Origin of the sequence: Gilliamella sp. WF3-4 (genome assembly GCF_001690275.1) — a bacterium.
GTDB lineage: Bacteria > Pseudomonadota > Gammaproteobacteria > Enterobacterales > Orbaceae > Gilliamella > Gilliamella apicola_C.
Genome location: NZ_LZGW01000045.1, coordinates 16625 through 38038 on the forward strand (window position 1 = coordinate 16625; position 21414 = coordinate 38038).

Here is a 21414-nt window from a genome sequence, read left to right on the forward strand (position 1 = left end):
GGACAAGATGATAAACCATCTTATTTTTCAGATTTATGCCCCTTTTGCCTCATGGGGCGAACCGGCTGTTGGTGAAGTTCGCCACAGCAATATCATCCCTTCACGTTCGGCTTTATTAGGAATAGTGGCTGCCGCACTTGGTATAAGGCGTGACGATAAACAAATTGATAACTTTAATTTGCATTATCATTTTGCTATTCGTCCTTTTATTGCTAGTAATAGTTGGTTTAGAGATTTTCAAACGGTACAAGCACCTAAAGCGAACAAAAAGCAAGTATGGCATACCCGTTTTGACGAAATACGAAAAAGCCCTCTTGAGCTAGAAACCTTATTATCACAGCGTGAATATTATAATGACGTTTATTATCAAATTGTCATGTCTGAAACCGACAAGGCGCCCTATCGTTTAGAGCAAATACAACAAGCATTACTTAAGCCCGTTTTTCCATTATATGCAGGCAGAAAAAACTCACCATTATCACTGCCATTATCGCCTATCTTGTGCCAAGGCACATTGAGCGATGCTTTTATTTTTGCTGATAAACATTACCAAGATTGCCATCGTCAAGATCCTGTTATCAATAAATTATTACAAGGCACTGCGGATGAATATTATTGGGAACAGAACAATCAAGAAGATCGATTTGATGTCATTAAAATTCAGTGCCGACAAGATCAACCAATAAATCGTCATCGATGGCAATTTATTAACCGTCAGCAGTTTTCAGGCCATTTGAAAGGGAGTGAATAGATGTATTTTTCTCGAGTTACTTTAAAACTGAATCGGCTTCATGATGTTTTACATCAGAAAATGCAAAATTCGGGGCCTTATGCAATTCATCAATGGTTATGGCAACTCTTCCCTAATCAGGATAAACGCGCCTTTTTATTCCATGAGGAACAAATAGGTAAAGGTTATCAATACTATTTATTATCGGAAACCGAGCCACTCTCAAATCATGATCTATTTTCAATAGAAACTAAACCATATCAACCCAAATTAATTGTTGGAATGAGATTGATTTTTTCCTTACGAGCTAATCCTGTGGTATTTAAAAATGGTAAACGTAGTGATGTAATGATGAATGCTAAATATCTAGCAAAACAACAAGGTTTAAGTTCAAAAGAGATAAAAATCCGACAAAATGATGCAGCAATCAACTGGTTAATAAAACAGAGTGAAACCAGAGGATTTTCATTATTAACAACAGATGATCAACAAGTACATTGCACGGTCACCAGTTATAACCAACAGCAATTTAGTAAAAGAAATGATCTTAAACCGATTACTTATAGCACCGTTGATTATCAAGGGGTGTTAACGGTGACGGATACAGAATTGTTTTTGAACACAATTTATCGAGGTATTGGTAAAAGTAAAGGATTTGGTTGTGGCTTATTCTTGATAAAACATTATCAATAGGATGGGGGGTGCTATGGTTTATGTTCCTCTTAATCCTATTCCTTTAAAAAATAGAACCTCAATGATTTTTTTACAATATGGACAAATTGATGTTTTAGATGGGGCATTTGTATTAATCGATCAAACAGGTATTAGAACACATATTCCAGTAGGCTCTATAGCATGCATAATGCTTGAGCCTGGAACTCGCGTTTCACATGCCGCAGTCAAGTTAGCAGCAACGGTCGGAACCTTGCTAGTTTGGGTTGGTGAAGCTGGCGTAAGAATGTATTCATCAGGTCAACCCGGTGGAGCAAGATCTGACAAACTGCTTTATCAAGCTAAATTGGCTTTAGATGATAATTTACGTTTAAAAGTGGTTAAAAAGATGTTTGAATTGCGATTTGGTGAACTTGCACCTAGTCGTCGTTCGATTGAACAATTACGAGGAATTGAAGGCGCACGAGTGCGAGAAACCTATTCTTTATTGGCTAAACGTTATAACGTAAAATGGCATGGGCGAAAGTATGATCCCAAAGATTGGCAAAAAGGCGATACCATTAATCAATGTATAAGTGCAGCCACCTCTTGCTTATATGGCATTACGGAAGCCGCTGTCTTGGCAGCAGGCTATGCTCCGGCAATTGGTTTTGTGCATAGTGGCAAGCCACTATCATTTGTTTATGATATTGCTGATATTATTAAATTTGATACTGTCGTTCCCAAAGCTTTCGAAATCGCCGCAAAGAATAAGAGCGATCCTGATCGCGAAGTTAGAATTGCGTGTCGCGAAATTTTTAGAAGCCAGAAAACATTAGCAACATTAATCCCTCTTATTGAAGAAGTTTTGTCAGCCGGTGGCATTGAACCACCACCGCCTCCAGACAATGTTCAACCCCCCGCTATTCCCGAACCTCAATCTCTTGCCGATAGCGGTTTTAGGAGTCGCTAATAATGAGTATGTGTGTTGTTGTAACTGAAAATGTTCCAGCTCGATTACGAGGCCGTTTAGCCATTTGGTTACTTGAAATTAGGGCAGGGGTTTATATTGGTGATATATCAAGACCGATAAGAGAAATGATATGGCAACAAATTGTTAAACTCGCAGAAGACGGTAATGTTGTCCTTGCCTGGGCAACTAATACTGAATCAGGATTTGATTTTCAAACCTATGGTACCAATAGAAGAGTTCCGGTAGATCTTGATGGGCTACGCTTAGTATCATTTTTACCTATTAAAAATCAATAAGTTAATGTTCTTTAAAAATTAGAAAAATTTGGTAGAATTTAATAGCAGATATAAGTTTAAATAAAACAAATATCTATATTTAGAGTGTTCCCTGTAGGTACAGGGATAAACCGCCCTCAAAGAGGGCAGGCGGATTAGTATGCGCGTGTTCCCTGTAGGTACAGGGATAAACCGCTGAGAAATTAACTCAGAAAGCCTCTGAAGCTGTGTTCCTTGTACCCACAGAGGTAAAGCTGTATTTGTTATATGTTTCATTTATTTTATAGAAATTTAATTAAAATAAAAACTTTAATAAAATCAATGGGTTTTCTGAATGATTTTTATTGCTACATTAAATATCTATTGGTTGGTTGTTATTGTATTAATTATAAGTTTAATATTCTCTTTATTATAAATAGTTTACAATTAACGGAAAGTTTAACAATATAGTTGTTATTATAATATTTACTGTAAAACTAAAAGAAATTATTAATAATGCTGTCTAAAATAATTAGCAAAAATGGCGTACAATATAATGGCATATAAATGCAGATTTATTATAAATAATTTAGGAATTTAGTATGACAGGCAAATTTATTGCCATTGAAGGGCTTGAAGGCGCAGGTAAAACGACGGCGATTAATATCGTTGCTCGCATTTTGAATCAACATCATATTGATGATATACAATTCACTCGTGAGCCAGGCGGTACGCCGATTGCTGAAGCTTTACGTAATATTATTAAAAATGGTTTAGATAATGAGCCTTTAACTGATAAAGCTGAATTACTTATGCTATATGCCGCACGTATTCAGTTGATTGACAATGTGATTAAACCAGCACTGCATGCGGGTAAATGGGTTATTGGCGATCGTCATGATTTATCCACGCAAGCTTATCAAGGTGGAGGGCGTCAGTTAGATAAAGTTTTTATGATGACACTAAAGGAACAAGTATTAGGTGATTTTAAACCTGATCTGACTTTGTATTTGGATATTGATCCTGAAAGTGGTTTGCGGCGAGCAAGATCTCGGGGCGATCTCGATCGTATTGAACAACAGTCGCTACCTTTTTTTAAGCGAGTTCATCAACGCTATTTAGAACTAGCCAAACAAGATGAAACGATTAGGATGGTCGATGCTACAAAATCAATTGACAATGTAGCTGAGCAAATTGAACAAATTTTAATAGATTGGTTAACAAAACAGGTTAATATTTAATGATGTTAAGTGATTATCCTTGGCTTTTGCTACCTTATCAGCAATTGGCTTCTGGTATTATGCATAAGCGTGCTCATCATGCGCTATTAATTAGTTATGTCCAAGGTAGCGGTGAAAATGAATTTATTGAAAATCTTGTCAACCGTTTGTTATGCCAAAATTCACAGCAATTGGAGCCGTGCTTTAAATGCCACAGTTGCCAATTGTTTTTGTCTCATCATCACCCTGATTATTATGCGATAACTAATGAACAAGGTAAGCAATCAATAGGTATTGATCAAATACGTAATATATCTAGCAAGATTTACGAAAAATCCCAGCAAGGCGGTAACAAAGTTATTTGGATAAAACATGCCGCTTTAATGACTGAAGCAGCGGCTAATGCACTACTAAAAACGTTAGAAGAACCGCCAGACAGTACATATTTTATTTTAAGTGATGAGCATAATAGCCAATTATTACCTACGATTCATAGCCGTTGTTTTTCTTATTTTTTACCAACTCCAAAGTTAGAACAATCTATTGAGTGGTTAAAAAATAAACATGATCAACAATGCAGTGATAATGAGCTTGCTTCGGCGTTATTATTGAGCGAAAATGCGCCACTAAGAGCTATCGCACTATTAGCACCAGAAAAGTGGCAACAAAGAAACGTGTTTTGTAGCCAATTATTAGAGGTTATTCCTCAAAATAATTATTGGCAATTAGCAAAGACCTTTGATAATGAAGATTTTATTGAACGAATTATTTGGTTTTGCGCTTTATTAAGCGATGCGCTTAAAGCAAAGCAAAAAGCGGGGCGCTTTATTGTTAATCGTGATCAAGTCCCGTTAGTTCGATTACTTGCGACTCAAAATAATGAAAAGCTTTCTGCTCTTTATCATTTATGGTTACAAGCAAGAAATCAGTTATTGACTATTACAGGATTGAATAAGGAGCTGATTATTTATAATGTACTTGCTCAATCCGAATTAATTAGCGAGGCAAAAAGCTAAGCTGTTTATAAAAATTTTATTAATGCTTCAAAAAAGCACACATTTAAGCTAAAAGGATCGTAGTGAGTTATTTATCTATTGAATTTTGTTTACTTTTTATCGCTTTTTTTGCCTTGTATTGGGGTTGTCGCTTATCACCCAAAACACAAAATACTCTGCTTTTAGTTGTAAGTTACCTGATTGTTGGTAGTTACAGCTGGCGATTTTCACTCATCCTTTTTATTTATACCTGTGTGATCTATTTTTTTTCTGTGATGATCGCAGCATCAGAACGCAATGCCAAGCGATGGTTAATTTTAGGGTTATGCGTATCTATAATTAATCTAGCATTATTTAAATATTTTGATTTTTTCCGTTACGAGTTACAAGATCTGTTTAATTTATTAGATTTACCGATTTTGCTTCCCGCTATTACGGTATTAATCCCTATTGGGATCTCATTTTACACCTTTCATTCAATAAGTTATTTAGTTTCAGTAAAAAATCAGGAGTTACCTGTTGCTAATTTTTGGGATTTTGCCTTATTTCTGTCCTTTTTCCCAAGTATTATTGCAGGCCCTATTAACCGAGCAAAAGACTTTCTACCTCAAATTAATGTTAATCAACCGCGTGAAATTTTAGAGCCATTTCGCGCATTTACGCTACTTATCTTAGCTGTGATAAAGGTTTACTGTTTAGGTGGTTTAGTTAATGAGCATTGGGTTACACCTATATTTGCTAACCCACTAGAATTTAGTGTGGTTGATTTATTAGTTGGCCTTTATGCGTATGCAATACAGATTTATTTAAACTTTTCTGGATATACTGATTTAGTTACTGGCATTGCTCTATTATTAGGTTTTCGTTTGCCAATCAACTTTAATCTTCCTTATTTGTCATTGAATTTGAGAGAGTTTTGGGTACGTTGGCATATTAGTTTATCACGTTGGATTCGTGACTATATTTATATTCCTTTAGGCGGAAGTCGTCGAGGATTTATACGCACTCAAATTAATGTCATGTTAGCCATGTTATTATCGGGATTGTGGCATGGTGCTGGCGTTAATTTTATTATTTGGGGGGCATGTCATGGTATTGGTATTGTGGTACTTAACATTGGCGACCGTTATTTGGGGCAAGGTTGGATAGCTGCGCGTTCGCCACTGATGGCACGGTTATTAACATGGCACTATATTTGTTTTACATGGCTGTTTTTTAATAGTGAAAGTTTATCTGATGCTGTAGATTATTTGACAGCATTAACGCATAACTTCTTGATAGAACCGCATCATGTTGGGGCGTTTTTGGTTATTTGTGTCATCTACCTTGCCTACCCAATGTGTAAAAATTTGACTGAGTGGTTTATTTTACAGTTGACTAAAATGCCGAATTACTATTTACCTTTAGTTTTTATTTTGATTTTATGGCTGACGATTTATATTGCACCATCAGGAATGCCAAACTTTATTTACGCTAATTTTTAATGATGCTTAATTATGAAAATATATAAAAAATCGTTTTCAAAAAATAATAAAAAATCCAAACCGAATTTGAAACGGCAACGTAATAAATCACAGCATAAAAATACGCTTAAAAAAGATTGTAAAAAAAATAAGAAAACAAATTCATCTCTTGTTGTTACTAGCAATCTTTTGTCTACTCGCTATGTATTTTTGATAATGTTTGTTACCGCTATTGCGTTAATAGCCATTTACTACAAATCAATATTGATTTATTGCGAGCAAGTGTATCATACCGATTTGTTGAATAATAATACGCTTGCAAACCAAGAAAGTTTGATACAAGAGCTTGAAACAAGCAAGGATGACGAACAGGATTTTCAAAAATATATATCAATAAACATACTTCCTCCGTTTTCTCAGTTGCTTGATGTTGCGGTGAAAGATGCTAAAAATAAGACAATTGATGCTTTAAAGAATGCAAAACTTGAAAGTGGACAAAGAGTCAATACTGACAACGTGTCCGAAACAGACCTAGCACAGCAAGATGAAAATCAAAAAGCACAAAAAGACACAGTACCAGTTGAGCCACAACCCATTATATTAACAAGCAATGATAAGGTGTTTTTTGCTGGTGATTCTTTAATGCAAGGTGTTGCACCATATGTTAAAAAAATGCTATTCAAGCAGTATAAAATAGAAAGCCTTGATTTGAGCAAACAGAGCACTGGGCTTGCTTATCCGAGTGCTTTTGATTGGCCAAAAACAATTAGTGATAATCTAATTGCAGATCCTTCAATTAAATTGCTTGTTGTTTTTCTTGGCGCAAATGATCCTTGGGATTTTCCAGTTAAAGGCTATGTCAAATATGCTAAATTCCAATCCGGCTTGTGGGAAGAACACTACCGTTTGCGTATTGAATCTATTTTAAATAGTGCCATAGAGCATGATGTTCAAATACTTTGGCTGGCAGCGCCTTGTATGCGCAAACCAAAATTAAATAATGCGATGGTTTATCTAAATAATTTATATCAGTCCGAATTAGAAAAAGTCCAACAACATTTCTTAATGACAAATGATTTATTGGGATGTACGTATCAAAAATTTAGTAATTTCGTAGAAAGCAATAAAGCAAAAGTTAAGGTAAGGGTTGATGATGGTGTTCACTTTACGCCAACAGGCCAAAAAATTCTAGCAAAGGCCATTATGGAAAAAATAATTTATAAAGAATTAGAGGACACCCATAGTGATTAAATTTTTAAAATATATTATAGCCCTCATTGCAATAACGATTACTGGTTGTAGTGTAGCTGAAAGTAAAACATCTACTGTTGTTGATTTTGGGGATCCTAACGCTAAACAATTTGCAGCGCGTTTGAACTCGTTAGCGGATCATAAAAAAACTAACCGAGTAATCAATATTACTCAATTTGGCGATTCACATGTGGCAGCCGACTTTTTTACTGGTGAATTTAGAACATTAATGCAAAAAAAGTATGGCAACGCAGGTATTGGTTGGATAACGCCTATAGCGATAAAAGGGCAAAGCCATGCAGCGGTTACATGGCGAGCTAGAGATTGGGATATGCTAAGTAGCCGAACTTTAAGTAATCTTGATTTTCCCATGGGTGGTTTTATTGCTAAACCCATTAAAGATTCTGCTACTGTCCAAATTACAGCAAGAGGATCTTGCAATAAAAATTGGCAAGTTAAATTGACCTTTAAAACACTAAAAAACAACTCAAACCTACTATCGCTTTATGATGCTAATAACAATAAGATTAACTTCAGCTATACACCAACCCCAAAGGTTTGGCAAACTGCATCGGTTTTATCTAAAATGCCTTTAGTTATCAAAGGCCAAAAAGAGATGGAACTGGGTGGTATTTGGTTAACTTGTAATCAACAATCTGGTGTTGTTGTTTCACCCATTGCGACTAATGGCGCTAAACAAACCATTTGGCAAAAGTGGGGAAAAAACTGGTTTAAAGAACTTGCTGTATCGCAAAGTGATTTAGTGATCCTAGCATATGGTACCAATGAAAGTTTTGATGAAACATTAGACAGTAATCAATATCGAAAAAATTTAGTGAATAATATCAGAATGATTCGCGAAACATTGCCTAATGCTGCTATTTTAATAATGACACCCCCAGACACTATGGCAAATGAAAAAAATATGCCTAAATCTTTTGCAAAGATAATGACTATTCAAAAGCAAGTTGCTAAATCTGAAAAAACGTTATTTTGGGATTGGCAAGTGGCAATGGGTGGTCAGTTTTCTATTAAGCAGTGGCGAAAACGTGGGCTTGCGCGTGCAGATTTAGTTCACCAAACATTAAAAGGATATAAAGAAAGTGCTCGTATCTTTTATGCTGATTTGAATGAATTTGTTAGAAAAAATAGCTAAAAATTTTGATTAAAAGGAACAAATAAGTTATGCCATCACCTATTATTATTGCTGTTGATTTTGCAGATGTAAAATCAGCGTGGAATTTTATTGATCGTGTTGAACCAAAAGATTGTCGTCTTAAAATAGGTAAAGAGCTTTTTACACACGCAGGTCCCGAATTTATTAAGCAAATTATGCAAAAAGGTTTTGACGTTTTTTTAGATCTTAAATTTCATGATATCCCAAATACGGTTGCTAAAGCCGTAACTGCTGCGGCTGATTTAGGTATATGGATGACCAATGTACATGCGAGTGGTGGGGCGCGCATGATGACAGCAGCTAAAGATGCTCTTTATTCATATGGTAAAGATGCGCCAATATTAATCGCTGTGACAGTATTAACCAGCATGGAATCGACCGATTTACAAGAAATAGGTATTAATGCATCGCCTTTAGAGCAAGCAACTAAATTAGCTATGCTAGCTAAAAATTGTGGACTTGATGGGGTAGTTTGTTCAGCAAAAGAAGTACAAAGTTTTAGAACGCGTTTAGGTAGTGACTTTAAATTAGTGACACCAGGTATTAGGCCTGCGGGTAGTAACCCTGATGACCAACGCCGTATTATGACACCTCAACGTGCTCAAGCTGCTGGCTCTGATTACTTAGTCATTGGACGGCCAATTACTCAAGCAGAAGATCCAGCTAAAGCGTTAAAAACAATTTTGGCCACACTTGATACAAGTAAGAGTTAATTAAATTATGTCTGATAACCCGATTATTTATTCAACCGATCAAGGTCGAATTAAACCGACAAAGCCAGCTATTTCACGTCCAAAGGGAGATGGCATTATTCGAATTCAGCGACAAACTTCAGGCCGTAAAGGTAAAGGTGTTTGTGTAATTACCGGATTTGAGATAGACGATGCACAATTATTACAGTTAGCTGCTGAATTAAAAAAGCGCTGTGGTTGTGGTGGTTCAGTTAAAGATAGTGCTATTGAAATTCAAGGTGATAAACGAGATTTACTAAAATCATTGTTAGAAGAAAAAGGATTCAAAGTAAAATTAGCTGGAGGCTGATTTCATGCTATAAAAATAGCGTCCATAACTAAAAAGGACGCTACTTATAAAAACATAGATATTAATTTGATCGATAAGTACGCATTTTTTTACTTATTTCACGGCGTTCTTTAGATATTTCGGCATTTTTAATAATATAATCATCAACACGATCATCATAATCGCTTTTCATATTCGCAATAATTGCTTGAAGCTCTTCGTAAGTCATATCAGGTTTAATATATTCACTTAAGTTTTCAAGTAAGAGTACACGTTTTTGGTTATCACGAATTTTCTTTTCATTGTCTGATATTTCACGCTTTAATTTATTTAAACGACGTGATAGACGAATGTATTCTAATACATCTTGAAATGACGATGCGCTTGCTTTTTCCTTGTCCATCTATAACCCCTTATCTGAAAAATGGAAAATAAACTTCTACTAATTATATACTAATATTTTTTTTTGGTCATATTTATTATATTTATTAAGCAATAAATGATATTTTTTACATTAACTAAAACTGCCTACTTGCACATCAATTGCATTTAATTTGACTTTAATGACAGATTTAGCTTCACATTTTTCTTTAAAGGTTATGTCTTCTAGCAAAATTTATTTACAAAATAAGATAAAAATAAAAACAACTATTAAGAATTAGTACAAAGTATTGTACAATACTCCGAAATTTGTAAAGAGTGCCAGAATGAGAGAATCATAATGAGCTGGATTGAAAAAATTCTTAGTAAAAATAATATATCGTCAGATCATAAAAAGGCGAATATTCCTGGTGGTGTTTGGACAAAATGCAGTAACTGTGAGCAAGTTATTTATCAGGCTGAACTGGATCTTAATTTAGAAGTCTGTCCAAAATGCGATCACCACATGCATATTCCCGCCCGTGTGCGCTTATACCGCTTTTTAGACGATGGTTCAGATGTCGAAATTGGCACAGATCTTATGCCTAAAGATATCTTAAAATTCAAAGATACTAAAAAATATAAGGATCGCTTAACTGCTGCACAAAAAGAAACTCACGAAAAAGAAGCAATGGTGGTAATGAAGGGGACATTGTTTGGTACACCTGTCGTTGTCGCTTGTTTTGAGTTTTCTTTCATTGGTGGATCGATGTCCTCTGTTGTTGGTGCATTATTTACTCGTGCAGCGGAACAAGCTATTGCCGATAAATGTCCGTTAATTTGTTTTTCAACAAGCGGTGGAGCACGAATGCAAGAGGCATTATTTTCATTAATGCAAATGGCAAAAACCAGTGCTATTCTTGCCAAAATGCAAGATGAAGGCTTACCTTATATTTCAGTCATGACCGACCCCACAATGGGAGGGGTATCGGCAAGTTTGGCAATGTTAGGCGATATTAATATAGCTGAACCTAAAGCGTTAATCGGCTTTGCAGGGCCACGAGTGATCCAACAAACTGTACGTGAAGTATTGCCTGAAGGATTTCAACGCAGTGAGTTTTTACTTGAAAAAGGCGCCATTGATATGATTATTCATCGTAAAGATATGCGACCTAAGATTGCCAGTTTAATAACAAAACTGATGAAACAGCCGGATCCTTTTAATGATGTTACTCTAAACGAGACAGTTTAATTGAGTATGCAAAACAAACAACCCAACGCCATGTCCGATTTAAGTACATGGCTTTGTTATTTAGAGCAATTACATCCTACAACTATTGATTTGGGTTTAGAACGAGTCAAAACGGTAGCTAAACGCCTAAATTTATTACAACCTGCACCTTATGTTTTTACCGTTGCAGGCACTAATGGCAAAGGCACAACATGCCGAACTCTTGAAATGATATTGCTTGAGGCTAACTTACAAGTTGGCGTTTATAGTTCACCTCATTTATTACGGTTTACAGAACGTGTACGTATTAATAATCAAGAGTCAAGTGAACAAAACACCATAAAAGCCTTTGTAGAAATAGAAAAAGCCAGAGGCGATATATCGCTTACTTATTTTGAATATGCAACATTGGCTGCGCTTTATCAATTTAAACAAGCAAAATTAGATGTTGTTATATTAGAAGTTGGGCTTGGTGGGAGGCTTGATGCAACTAATATTGTTGATGCTGATGTAGCCGTAGTTACCACAATTGGCATTGATCATGTTGATTATTTAGGGGAAACCCGTGAAAGCATAGGACGAGAAAAAGCAGGTATTTTCAAGCCTAAAAGTATTGCTATTGTAGGCGAGCCAGAAATACCTGAATCCATCTTAAATGCAGCTAAATTAGCCAGTTGTCCTATCCATGCGGTCAATGGCGATTGGCACTATCAACAAGTTAGCGAAGATGCTTGGACATTTAAATCACCAATAAAGCAATATGACAATCTACCTATTGCCGATGTTCCTTTAGCTAATGCCGCAACCGCAATTGCTGCCTTAAGTTACTCATCACTTAAAATAACCAAAGAACAAATAACTAAAGGTTTGGCAAAATCTAAATTGATTGGGCGTTTTCAAATTATTCAAAAAAAGCCTCTTGTGATCCTTGATGTCGCACATAACCCACATGCCGCAGGCTATTTAACACAACAATTGGAAAAACTAAAAATGGAATATCCAAGTATTAGTGAAGTTAGATTTGTTGTTGGTATGCTTAAAGATAAAGATATTAAAAGTACGTTGTCCATTTTAAAAGGTGATAAATGGTATTGCGCTTCACTTTATGGTGAGCGAGGTTGTAGCGCAGCAGTATTAAAACAGCACTTATTAAGTAAAGGTGAGCTTAATATATCAACATTTGATACAGTTTCTACTGCTTATCAAACAGCAATTCAAGATGCTAAAGAGGATGATATTATTGTGGTATGTGGCTCATTTCATACGGTATCAGAGGTTTTAGCTGAAACAGAGCATTAAGTGAAATTGAACATGGTGAACAATCAAAAAATTAGCCCCAAAAACCAAAATAAAGTAAGGAATCGCCTTGTAGGTTTTGCTACATTATTGCTTATTATCGCAGCAATTATCCCTTCCATTATAACGGATAAATCCAACTTACGAACTTCGACAACACCTATTTTGCAACCAGAAGTGATTACTCAGCAAAACCGTGAAGTAGAATCCCCAGATGATTTTGATGACAATTTAACCAGTGATAGGTCAAAAGATTCTTATATATCAGACTCAGAGCAAAATCCAAGTTCATTTGTTTCGCCAGATATTGTTGATATCGACACTTCAACAACGATAGCTAATTCTTCAACTTCGCAACAAGAACCTAAACCTTATATGATCCAGCTTACTGCTTTGAAAAATAGGCAAAAAATAGAAGAATTAGTTGCATTATTAAGGTTAAATAATTATAACGTTAGAACAATACCACAAAAGCCTGAACCTGATCAGTTAATTAAGTTACAGGTTGGCCCATATGCTAATAAAAAGCAAGCAGAACAAGTCATTATTAACTTAAGTAATCTAACAAAATTAAAAGGTATGATCGTTGCGAATTAAGTTCTGTTTTATTGGTTGCTATCGTTTTTTTATGTTGTAAACAGTAATTAAAATAAAATATTATTAATATAAAATTGTGAATTATTATGTTGAATTGGATTGATTTTACGATTATCGGAGTGATTGCATTCTCGGCATTGATTAGCATTGTGCGAGGATTTATACGAGAAGCATTATCATTAATTAGTTGGATCTTAGCTTTTTTTATTTCCAGCCGATTTTATATCTATATTACCGATTATTTAACTTATTTTGATAGCGATATAATACGTATTGCAGTAGCTATTGTTCTCCTTTTTATTACTACACTATTGGTTTGTGCGATAGTGTCTTATGTTATTGGTCAATTAGTTCAAAAAACCGGATTATCTGGCACTGATCGCATATTAGGTATCTGTTTTGGTGTGCTACGAGGAGTTTTAGTTGTTGCTGCAATACTCTTTTTAGTTGATACTTTTACACCGTTATCGCAATCACCTTACTGGGTGCAATCGCAGCTAATTCCACATTTTCATTTTATTATTCGTTGGTTTTTTGATTTTATACAGCAGTCTTCTTCTTTTTTAGTACAATAAATCGAGGTAACTATAGCATGTGTGGTGTCGTTGGTATTGTAGGGTATAGTACTGTTAATCAATCGATCTATGATGCATTGACTGTTTTGCAGCATCGAGGGCAAGATGCCGCAGGGATTGTGACTATTGATAATCAAAATCGCTTTCGTTTACGCAAAGCAAATGGCTTAGTTAGAGATGTGTTTCAAGAACATCATATGCAACGGTTGCAAGGTAATTTGGGCATAGGGCATATTCGTTATCCAACAGCAGGTAGTTCCAATCCATCCGAAGCGCAACCATTTTATGTTAATTCACCTTATGGTATTGCTCTTGCCCACAATGGAAATTTAACCAATACTGAAAAAATACGCAATAAAGTATTTGAGCTAGCAAGAAGGCATATCAACACGAATTCTGATTCTGAAGTTTTACTCAATATTTTTGCTCACGAACTCGACAAATTCCCAACTTATCCTCTAACCGCAGATAATATTTTTACCGCAATACATCATGTACATAACATTATTAAAGGTGCCTATGCATGTGTTGCGATGATTATTGGCCATGGTCTTGTTGCTTTTCGTGATCCTTATGGGATTCGCCCTTTAGTGATAGGCAAACGTACTCTTGAAAATCAAAAAGTCGAATACATGGTTGCATCTGAAAGCGTCGCATTAGATATTCTTGATTTTGAATTTATGCGAGATGTCGAGCCAGGCGAAGCCATCTATATTACTCAAGATGGCCAATTATATTCTCAACAATGTTCCAACAATCCTCAATATTACCCATGTATTTTCGAATATGTTTATTTTGCAAGACCAGATTCATTAATGAATGGCGTATCGGTTTATCAATCACGTATTTTGATGGGGCAAAAGCTTGGGCAAAAAATAGCGAGAGAGTGGAAAGATATTGATATTGATGTTGTCATCCCTATCCCCGAAACATCATGCGATGCGGCATTTGAAATAGCACGTATTTTAAACAAACCTTATCGCCAAGGATTTGTTAAAAATCGCTATATTGGTCGCACTTTTATCATGCCAGGACAAAGCACACGTAAATTATCAGTAAGAAGAAAACTCAATGCGAATCGTATTGAATTTGAAGGCAAAAATGTACTATTAGTTGACGATTCTGTTGTTCGTGGCACAACCTCAAAGGAAATTCTTGAAATGGTCCGTTCAGTTGGTGCCAAAAAAGTTTATTTAGCATCTGCTGCACCAGAAATTAGACACCCCAATGTTTATGGGATCGATATGCCTGTTGCCAGTGAACTTATTGCCTATAATCGAACGGTTGATGAAATAGCAAAAGATATTGGTGCTGATAAACTTATTTTTCAAGATTTATCTGATTTAATTGATTCAATTACACAGCAAAATCCTAATATTCATCATTTAGAGTGTTCTGTTTTTGATGGAAAATATATTACTGAAGGGATTGATGATAACTATTTGTCATTATTAGAACAAAAAAGAACTGAAAGTAAAAAATCTTCAGAATCTAAAGAGCCTGAAAACTTAGAGATTTATAATGAAGGACAATAAAACAACAATAGCTGTTGTAAAAGAGCAGAAATATTACATAAAGACCTAATCCCAAAATTTAAGTTTTTATTGAAATAGTATTTTTAGCTTATTATTTTTAACATTTTTTATGTCATCCTACGTAAAATATGGGCGTTATTTAATCATTGTTTTTCATAAAGATATAATCAAATGTAATGAAATTAGCAAAAAAATACAAATTAATAAATTGAATTATATAAAGAAATTCTAAACTAATAAAAAAAGATCAAAAAAAGTAATAAAATATTTTGATAAATGACTTTTTTGTAATAGAATTGCAAAACTTAAGTAAGCTTTGTAAAGAAATGTAAAGCACAAAAGAAGAAACCGTGCTCTAAAATATATTAATAAATAATAACATTGATATTTAATAAAGATAAATTGATATTGGCTATAAATTTTATGTTATGGGCATTGTCGGTGGAATATAAGGACTATTAAGATGAGAAAGAATCTTAATTTAACAATTATCTCTGCATTTGTAATTGCCACATTAAGTTGGCAATCTGCTTATGCTACTGATGCTCAGGTATCGCAAGGTCCTGTAGATAGCAATGCGATAATTGAATTAAAAGATGGCTCAAAAGCTCGTGAAATGATTAATAATCAGCAACGTAGTCTTTATCAGATTGCGCTTTTAAGTAGTATCTCTATTTCAGAATTACGTGCAATGAACGCCGGGCGTTTTGATAAAAAAGATGTTGTTAATGTCGGTGAGCGCATTGTTTTGCCTGAAAACTCTCCTTTATTGCCGGCAATTAAAATAAAAGATGACAAAGATGACAAACATGTTAATTTGCCTCAGCTTGGCTCAGATGATAACTATGATGTAAAAAAAGACAAAGATGCACTTTCAACGCAAATTGCTTCAACTTTGCAAACTTTAGCTAGTCAGGATTGGAAGCAAATCACTTCGCCAGACAACGGTGGTTTATCAGGGCATTTAAAAAATAAAGGTAGAGATTACGCCGAAAGTTATGTACGCAATGGAGTTAAAAGCCAAGTTGTTGATCCAGTTCGTAATGCTGTACAGGATTTTTTAGGGCGTTTTGGTACCGCTCAGTTGCAATTTGATCTGAGTGATAAAGGGGAATTTAATAACGTTAACCTAAAATTATTTAGCCCATTATATGATTCTGAAGATACATTAATATTTAGCCAAATATCATTTCAAGAATATGAGCATAAGCGCCGTATAGGTAACTTTGGTATTGGTCAACGTTGGGATGTTGCTGATAAAACATGGTTACTTGGTTATAACGTATTTTTTGATCATGATTTCCAGCGTGATCACAACCGCTTAGGTATTGGTGCTGAAGCGTGGAGTGATTACATGAAATTTGCGGTTAACTATTATCATCCATTATCTGATTGGAAAGATTCTAAGGATTTCGATGATTACTTAGAACGTGCAGCGAGGGGATTTGATGTTCGCTTCCAAGGGTATTTACCACAATATCCGCATTTAGGCGGATCACTGATGTATGAGCAATACTATGGTGATAAAGTAGCTTTATTTGGTAAAGATAATCTACAAAAAGATCCAAGAGCCATTACTGTTGGTCTTGATTATACGCCAGTTCCTCTTTTCACGATTAAAGCTGAACATAAACGGGGTCAAGATAATAAAAAGGCAACTAAAGCAGAATTAACGATGAACTATCGTATAGGCACGCCATTAAAAGATCAATTGGATCCAGATATGGTTCAATCAGCTCGTTCTTTAAAGGGTAGCCGTTATGATTTAGTTGACCGTAATAACTATATTGTTCTTGAATATAAAGAAAAGAAAATGTCTGTCGATCTAGGGCTTGAACAAACGCAATTGATCGAAGGACAAACTTATCCATTAAGTATTAGTGTTCATAATGCTAAGGATTTATCAAGCCTAGTATGGTCTGGTGATATGCTAGAAATTGATGCTGGAGGTGGTTTTTTATGTGCAGCAGCAGGGACATGTTCTGCTTCTTCATGGCTTAATCCTCCTACTGATACCAATAACTGGCAAATTGTTGCACCAAGTTATGTTGATCAAAATGGCCAACGTCGTCCAGTGAGCACAAATGGTAAATATTCTTTATCGGTATCAGTTACAGATAGTCGTGGTAAATCCGCAACATCTAATGCAGTCAGCTTTGAGGTATTGCCCGATCCAGCAATGCGTAAAGTTGGCGTCTGGGCAGTTGATAGTTCAGGGAATAAAACAACCTTAGCGACTCAAAGAGCTGATGGTTTAAGTAGTTTGACAGTATTGGCAACGCTTGTTAAGCCAAAGGTAGACAACGGTTCAGTCAACTCATTTGATGATGTAGATGGCTTTAGTGATAATGAAATAATGGATCGTATACCAGGAACATTTAAAGAATTTTCAGCATTATGGACTGCAACGAGTAACGGTGAAAAAATAGCTTTAATTAATGGTACTTCGGGCGATGTAAACGAATGCCCAGAGCAAAAACCTTGCGTGATTGTCAAATCCTTTGAGAAAGTTGCAAAAGGTCAAAAAGTGTCATCTGATGCTTCAACCGCAGCGGGCATAGAAGTGATTGGTGACAGTTATACTTTAGATGTGGCTTCAAATATTGAGGGAATAGTTGATTTTTCAATTTCGTTAGATCAATACGGTTTTGGTTCATCATTTAATAAAGCTGCTGTTAATTTTTCTGGCGGTAAATCAGGTTACATTGAAGTTTGGAAGGCAGATGGAACATTAGTTGCTAAAAGTGAAGGGGCTATACTTCAGTTTACCCCAGCAGGACCAAAAGAATGGTTAGTTGGTCATGAATACTATGTTAAAGCGTTTACCACAAACAATACACCAATTGCTGATCCGTTTGTTATTTGGTCATTAGTTGGTTCAAATGATAAAGCTTGTCCTGGTACTCATGCGACTTTATTGGAACATGATGTTATTAGTCATCCTAAAGGACCATGGTTTAACGTTGCTATGGGTAAAGATGCACCTTACAAAATAAGGGGGATAAATGACAGTTATGCAACATCAGGCACTAGTATTCAAGCTGTAGCAGATGCGCCAACCAGTTTATTAGATTTCAGCCCAATTTCGGCACCATCTTCTGCGTGTGCAGGCGATCAAGGATTTAAATTACAAGTAACTGTCTTGTAATAGAACAAGAATTTTGATTATCGAGCCGTATCGTTAATCAAAAGGAAACACCAGTAAAAGTGGTGTATTTATATAAATACAACATGTTAATTGATAGAAAAATAGGAAGTTAAACATGAAAAATTTTACAGTAAAAAAAGTTGCGTTAGGCTTGCTTTTGGCTGGCTATGCAGCAAGTAGCGCATTTGCAATAGGTGGGACAACCCAAGCAGTTATCGCCGGTAATGCACCTGTAATGAAAGCTGACGACTCATCAGCAGAGCATACAATGGCGGTCTCTTTCAAACGTGATGGCCGTCTTCTTACTAGCAACGACACACTTAAAGTTAACGATACAATTCACATTCAATATAAATTGATCGATGCAGATGGCGATACAGATACTTCAGGAATAAAAGACTCCTTAAAAGTTTTTGTTAGAGATACAAATAATCAATGGGTTACTGTACCTGTAACAGCCAGTGCAACGTATAATAATGACGGAGTAGGTGAAATTTCATTCGCTATTACTAACGATTTTGCTGGTAAAACTGAAATTGGTTTTAAAATTTTAGAAAGAACAGATTTTGGTTACCCTCTATCAAACCAATGGATAACTGTAAGTGATATTTTTGCTAGTAATCCTCCAGATGTAACGCCAACTGATCCGACTAACCCGGGTCCAGGTCCAGACAACCCAGGTAACCCAACAGATCCAACAGGTCCTGGTAAGATTGATCCTAATCACCCTGGTCGTGGGCCAATTGAATCTGATTCGTATCAAGTCTATATTTACAAGTTAGATGCAGCTGGTAATCTAGAAGAAGCCGTTGATTATGCAACTACAGCGGTTAGTCCTAAATATGGTGAAAAATTTGCGGTAGTAGTGAAGGATACAGCAGATAATGGGGATTATACCTCAAGATATACTTATGAATGGTACGTAACTGGTGCATATGAGGGAGTAAACGCAGCAGATGCAGTTGCTCTATCTGGCGCATATAATAAAGTAGGGGTTAACGATGCTATCTTATTAGGTTCAGATTCTGGAGCTAAGCATAATAGCCTGTACTCAACAGATTATAAGGCTGGTATTCAAGGTTATAAACTTGCAGTTAGAACAAAGTAAGTTAAGCCATGTTGCTATCAAAAACCACTCTTTTGAGTGGTTTTTTTGTTAGTGATGAAGCATTACTTTGTATGCTTTATATTATCTAAGCTTTGTTATAAAATAATTATAATTTGAATTTATTGTTATAATATATGATTATTCCTTGGCAAGACCTCGATCCACAAACATTAACTAATCTAATTGAATATTTTGTATTACGCGAAGGTACTGACTACGGTTTACAAGAAAAATCACTACAAGAAAAGGTTGATGAAGTTAAACTGCAATTAATTAATGGCTCTGTTGCAATTTTTTGGTCGCAATTGCACGAAACAATGGATATTAAGCCAATCAAATAATGGTTAAAATGATTGTTTGTATATAATTTATTGTGTAACTTTGTTATAGTGTTATTGTTGTAAATTAAATGGAGAGGTGGGAATAATGATTGGTAAACAGCAATCGGATACAACGTTAGAATGGTTTTTATCTCATTGCCATATTCATAAATATCCAGCTAAGAGTACTCTTATACATCAAGGCGAAAAAGCAGAAACTCTCTATTACATTTTAAAAGGTTCTGTAGCAGTATTGATTAAGGATGATGAAGGTAATGAAATGATTTTATCTTATTTAAACCAAAATCAATTTTTGGGCGAGTTGGGACTTTTTGAAGAAGGTACTGAGCGAACTGCTTGGGTTAAAGCCAAAACAAGTTGTGAGGTTGCAGAAATTTCGTATAAAAAATTTAAACAGCTTGTTCAAGTCAATCCAGATATTTTAATGCATCTTGCCAGTCAAATGGCAAGTCGATTACAAGTCACATCTGAAAAAGTCAGTAATTTAGCCTTTTTAGACGTTGCTGGGCGTATTGCGCAAACGCTTTTAAACCTTGCTAAACAACCTGATGCTATGACACACCCTGATGGTATGCAAATAAAAATTACACGCCAAGAAATAGGTCAAATTGTTGGTTGTTCGCGTGAGACGGTGGGGCGAATTTTAAAAATGCTTGAAGATCAGCATTTAATCTCAGCTCATGGCAAGACAATTGTTGTTTATGGTACGCGTTGATTGACCAAGATGATATAATTAATACAATGATTAATACAATACGAGATATCGCATGACACAAAAAAGAGGTATTCCAAGTCATGTGGCTATAATTATGGATGGTAATGGTCGTTGGGCTCAGCAACGTAACCAGTTACGCGCTGTTGGTCATCGGGCAGGATTAAAAACGGTACGGAAAATTGTGGCTTACGCGGCAACTTTAAAAGTTAAAGTTCTTACTTTATATGCATTTAGCAGTGAAAACTGGAGGCGCCCACCCAATGAAGTTTCCGCTCTGATTTCCCTTTTTATCTATGCATTAAAACGAGAAATCAAAAGTTTGAATAAAAATAATGTTCGCTTGAATATTATTGGTGATATATCTCGTTTTAGTGATAATTTACAAAATATGATTATTCAAGCGCAAAATTTAACCAAAAACAATTCAGGTTTAGTACTAAATATTGCCGCCAACTATGGTGGGCGTTGGGATATTTTGCAATCGGCAAAAAAAATGGCTACCCAAGTGACTAACGGTGAGATCACTTTAGATGAAGTAACAGAAGATCGTTTTGCTTCAATAATGTGTATGGGAGAATTTCCTGATGTTGATTTAGTTATCCGTACTGGGGGAGAATATCGAATCAGTAATTTTTTGTTATGGCAGATTGCTTATTCTGAACTCTATTTTACCGATACTTTATGGCCTGATTTTAACCAAACTTTATTTGATGAAGCAATCAATGCATTTAATGCCAGAGAGAGACGCTTTGGTGGCATTCGCAATTAAGGATC

Annotated in this window: 22 protein-coding genes; 21 read left to right on the plus strand and 1 reads right to left on the minus strand. The window is 35.4% G+C overall.

Translation table 11 applies throughout. The features are described 5' to 3' along the window. Positions 1-7: 7 nt before the first annotated feature. From cas5e to yciH, 11 genes are all read left to right on the plus strand, one after another. The gene (cas5e, locus tag A9G47_RS09300; RefSeq protein ID WP_065642750.1) at positions 8-751 is read left to right on the plus strand and encodes a type I-E CRISPR-associated protein Cas5/CasD; all 744 of its coding nucleotides are present in this window, start codon (positions 8-10) and stop codon (positions 749-751) included. After that, positions 752-1423, plus strand: a complete 672-nt coding sequence (cas6e, locus tag A9G47_RS09305) for a type I-E CRISPR-associated protein Cas6/Cse3/CasE (protein WP_065566889.1) — start codon at positions 752-754, stop codon at positions 1421-1423. Between the two features lie 13 nt (positions 1424-1436). After that, on the plus strand, positions 1437-2354 hold the full coding sequence (cas1e, locus tag A9G47_RS09310) for a type I-E CRISPR-associated endonuclease Cas1e (protein ID WP_065566910.1): 918 nt from the start codon (positions 1437-1439) through the stop codon (positions 2352-2354). 2 nt (positions 2355-2356) lie between these two features. Continuing rightward, positions 2357-2650 carry a type I-E CRISPR-associated endoribonuclease Cas2e gene (cas2e, locus tag A9G47_RS09315; RefSeq protein WP_065566888.1) on the plus strand — a complete coding sequence of 98 codons (294 nt, stop codon included), beginning with the start codon at positions 2357-2359 and terminating at the stop codon, positions 2648-2650. A gap of 560 nt (positions 2651-3210) precedes the next feature. After that, a complete protein-coding gene (gene tmk, locus A9G47_RS09320; protein WP_065566885.1) occupies positions 3211-3849 on the plus strand; it encodes a dTMP kinase in 639 nt (212 codons plus the stop codon). Further along, a complete protein-coding gene (gene holB, locus A9G47_RS09325; protein WP_081303620.1) occupies positions 3849-4844 on the plus strand; it encodes a DNA polymerase III subunit delta' in 996 nt (331 codons plus the stop codon). Before tmk ends, holB begins: the two co-directional genes overlap by 1 nt. 62 nt (positions 4845-4906) lie before the next feature. Continuing rightward, a complete protein-coding gene (locus A9G47_RS09330) occupies positions 4907-6307 on the plus strand; it encodes an MBOAT family O-acyltransferase (RefSeq protein WP_065642751.1) in 1401 nt (466 codons plus the stop codon). A gap of 12 nt (positions 6308-6319) precedes the next feature. Beyond that, positions 6320-7537 carry an SGNH/GDSL hydrolase family protein gene (locus A9G47_RS09335; protein WP_065642752.1) on the plus strand — a complete coding sequence of 406 codons (1218 nt, stop codon included), beginning with the start codon at positions 6320-6322 and terminating at the stop codon, positions 7535-7537. Then, positions 7530-8693: a GDSL-type esterase/lipase family protein gene (locus A9G47_RS09340; RefSeq protein WP_065566882.1), complete on the plus strand. Its 1164-nt coding sequence runs from the start codon at positions 7530-7532 to the stop codon at positions 8691-8693. The genes A9G47_RS09335 and A9G47_RS09340 overlap by 8 nt, the downstream gene beginning before the upstream one ends. A 29-nt stretch (positions 8694-8722) precedes the next feature. Then, positions 8723-9427, plus strand: coding sequence for an orotidine-5'-phosphate decarboxylase (pyrF, locus tag A9G47_RS09345; protein WP_065579681.1), 705 nt, complete (start codon positions 8723-8725; stop codon positions 9425-9427). Positions 9428-9434: 7 nt separating this feature from the next. Continuing rightward, positions 9435-9755: a stress response translation initiation inhibitor YciH gene (yciH, locus tag A9G47_RS09350; RefSeq protein WP_065579680.1), complete on the plus strand. Its 321-nt coding sequence runs from the start codon at positions 9435-9437 to the stop codon at positions 9753-9755. Between the two features lie 61 nt (positions 9756-9816). On the opposite strand, the gene tmaR is transcribed toward yciH, so the two are convergent. After that, complete coding sequence (gene tmaR / locus A9G47_RS09355) at positions 9817-10137, minus strand: PTS system regulator TmaR (RefSeq protein ID WP_065566879.1); 321 nt, start codon at positions 10135-10137, stop codon at positions 9817-9819. Between the two features lie 318 nt (positions 10138-10455). On the opposite strand from tmaR, the gene accD reads away from it, so the two are divergent. From accD to A9G47_RS09405, 10 genes are all read left to right on the plus strand, one after another. Further along, entirely contained in the window at positions 10456-11346 is an 891-nt protein-coding gene (gene accD / locus A9G47_RS09360; RefSeq protein WP_065566878.1) for an acetyl-CoA carboxylase, carboxyltransferase subunit beta, read from the plus strand. Between the two features lie 6 nt (positions 11347-11352). Then, positions 11353-12624: a bifunctional tetrahydrofolate synthase/dihydrofolate synthase gene (gene folC / locus A9G47_RS09365; protein WP_065566907.1), complete on the plus strand. Its 1272-nt coding sequence runs from the start codon at positions 11353-11355 to the stop codon at positions 12622-12624. A 12-nt stretch (positions 12625-12636) separates the two neighbouring features. After that, positions 12637-13218, plus strand: a complete 582-nt coding sequence (locus A9G47_RS09370; protein WP_065566877.1) for an SPOR domain-containing protein — start codon at positions 12637-12639, stop codon at positions 13216-13218. A gap of 89 nt (positions 13219-13307) precedes the next feature. Continuing rightward, a complete protein-coding gene (locus A9G47_RS09375) occupies positions 13308-13793 on the plus strand; it encodes a CvpA family protein (protein ID WP_065566906.1) in 486 nt (161 codons plus the stop codon). A gap of 17 nt (positions 13794-13810) precedes the next feature. Next, positions 13811-15328, plus strand: coding sequence for an amidophosphoribosyltransferase (gene purF, locus A9G47_RS09380; protein ID WP_065642753.1), 1518 nt, complete (start codon positions 13811-13813; stop codon positions 15326-15328). 463 nt (positions 15329-15791) lie between these two features. Continuing rightward, positions 15792-18476, plus strand: coding sequence for an inverse autotransporter beta domain-containing protein (locus tag A9G47_RS09385; protein ID WP_065642754.1), 2685 nt, complete (start codon positions 15792-15794; stop codon positions 18474-18476). 157 nt (positions 18477-18633) lie between these two features. Further along, entirely contained in the window at positions 18634-19584 is a 951-nt protein-coding gene (locus A9G47_RS09390) for a hypothetical protein (RefSeq protein WP_141673702.1), read from the plus strand. 134 nt (positions 19585-19718) lie between these two features. Next, entirely contained in the window at positions 19719-19925 is a 207-nt protein-coding gene (locus A9G47_RS09395) for a YheU family protein (RefSeq protein WP_065566873.1), read from the plus strand. Positions 19926-20007: 82 nt separating this feature from the next. Then, positions 20008-20640 carry a cAMP-activated global transcriptional regulator CRP gene (gene crp / locus A9G47_RS09400; protein ID WP_065566905.1) on the plus strand — a complete coding sequence of 211 codons (633 nt, stop codon included), beginning with the start codon at positions 20008-20010 and terminating at the stop codon, positions 20638-20640. A gap of 52 nt (positions 20641-20692) precedes the next feature. Beyond that, entirely contained in the window at positions 20693-21409 is a 717-nt protein-coding gene (locus A9G47_RS09405; protein WP_065566872.1) for an isoprenyl transferase, read from the plus strand. Positions 21410-21414 lie beyond the last annotated feature (5 nt).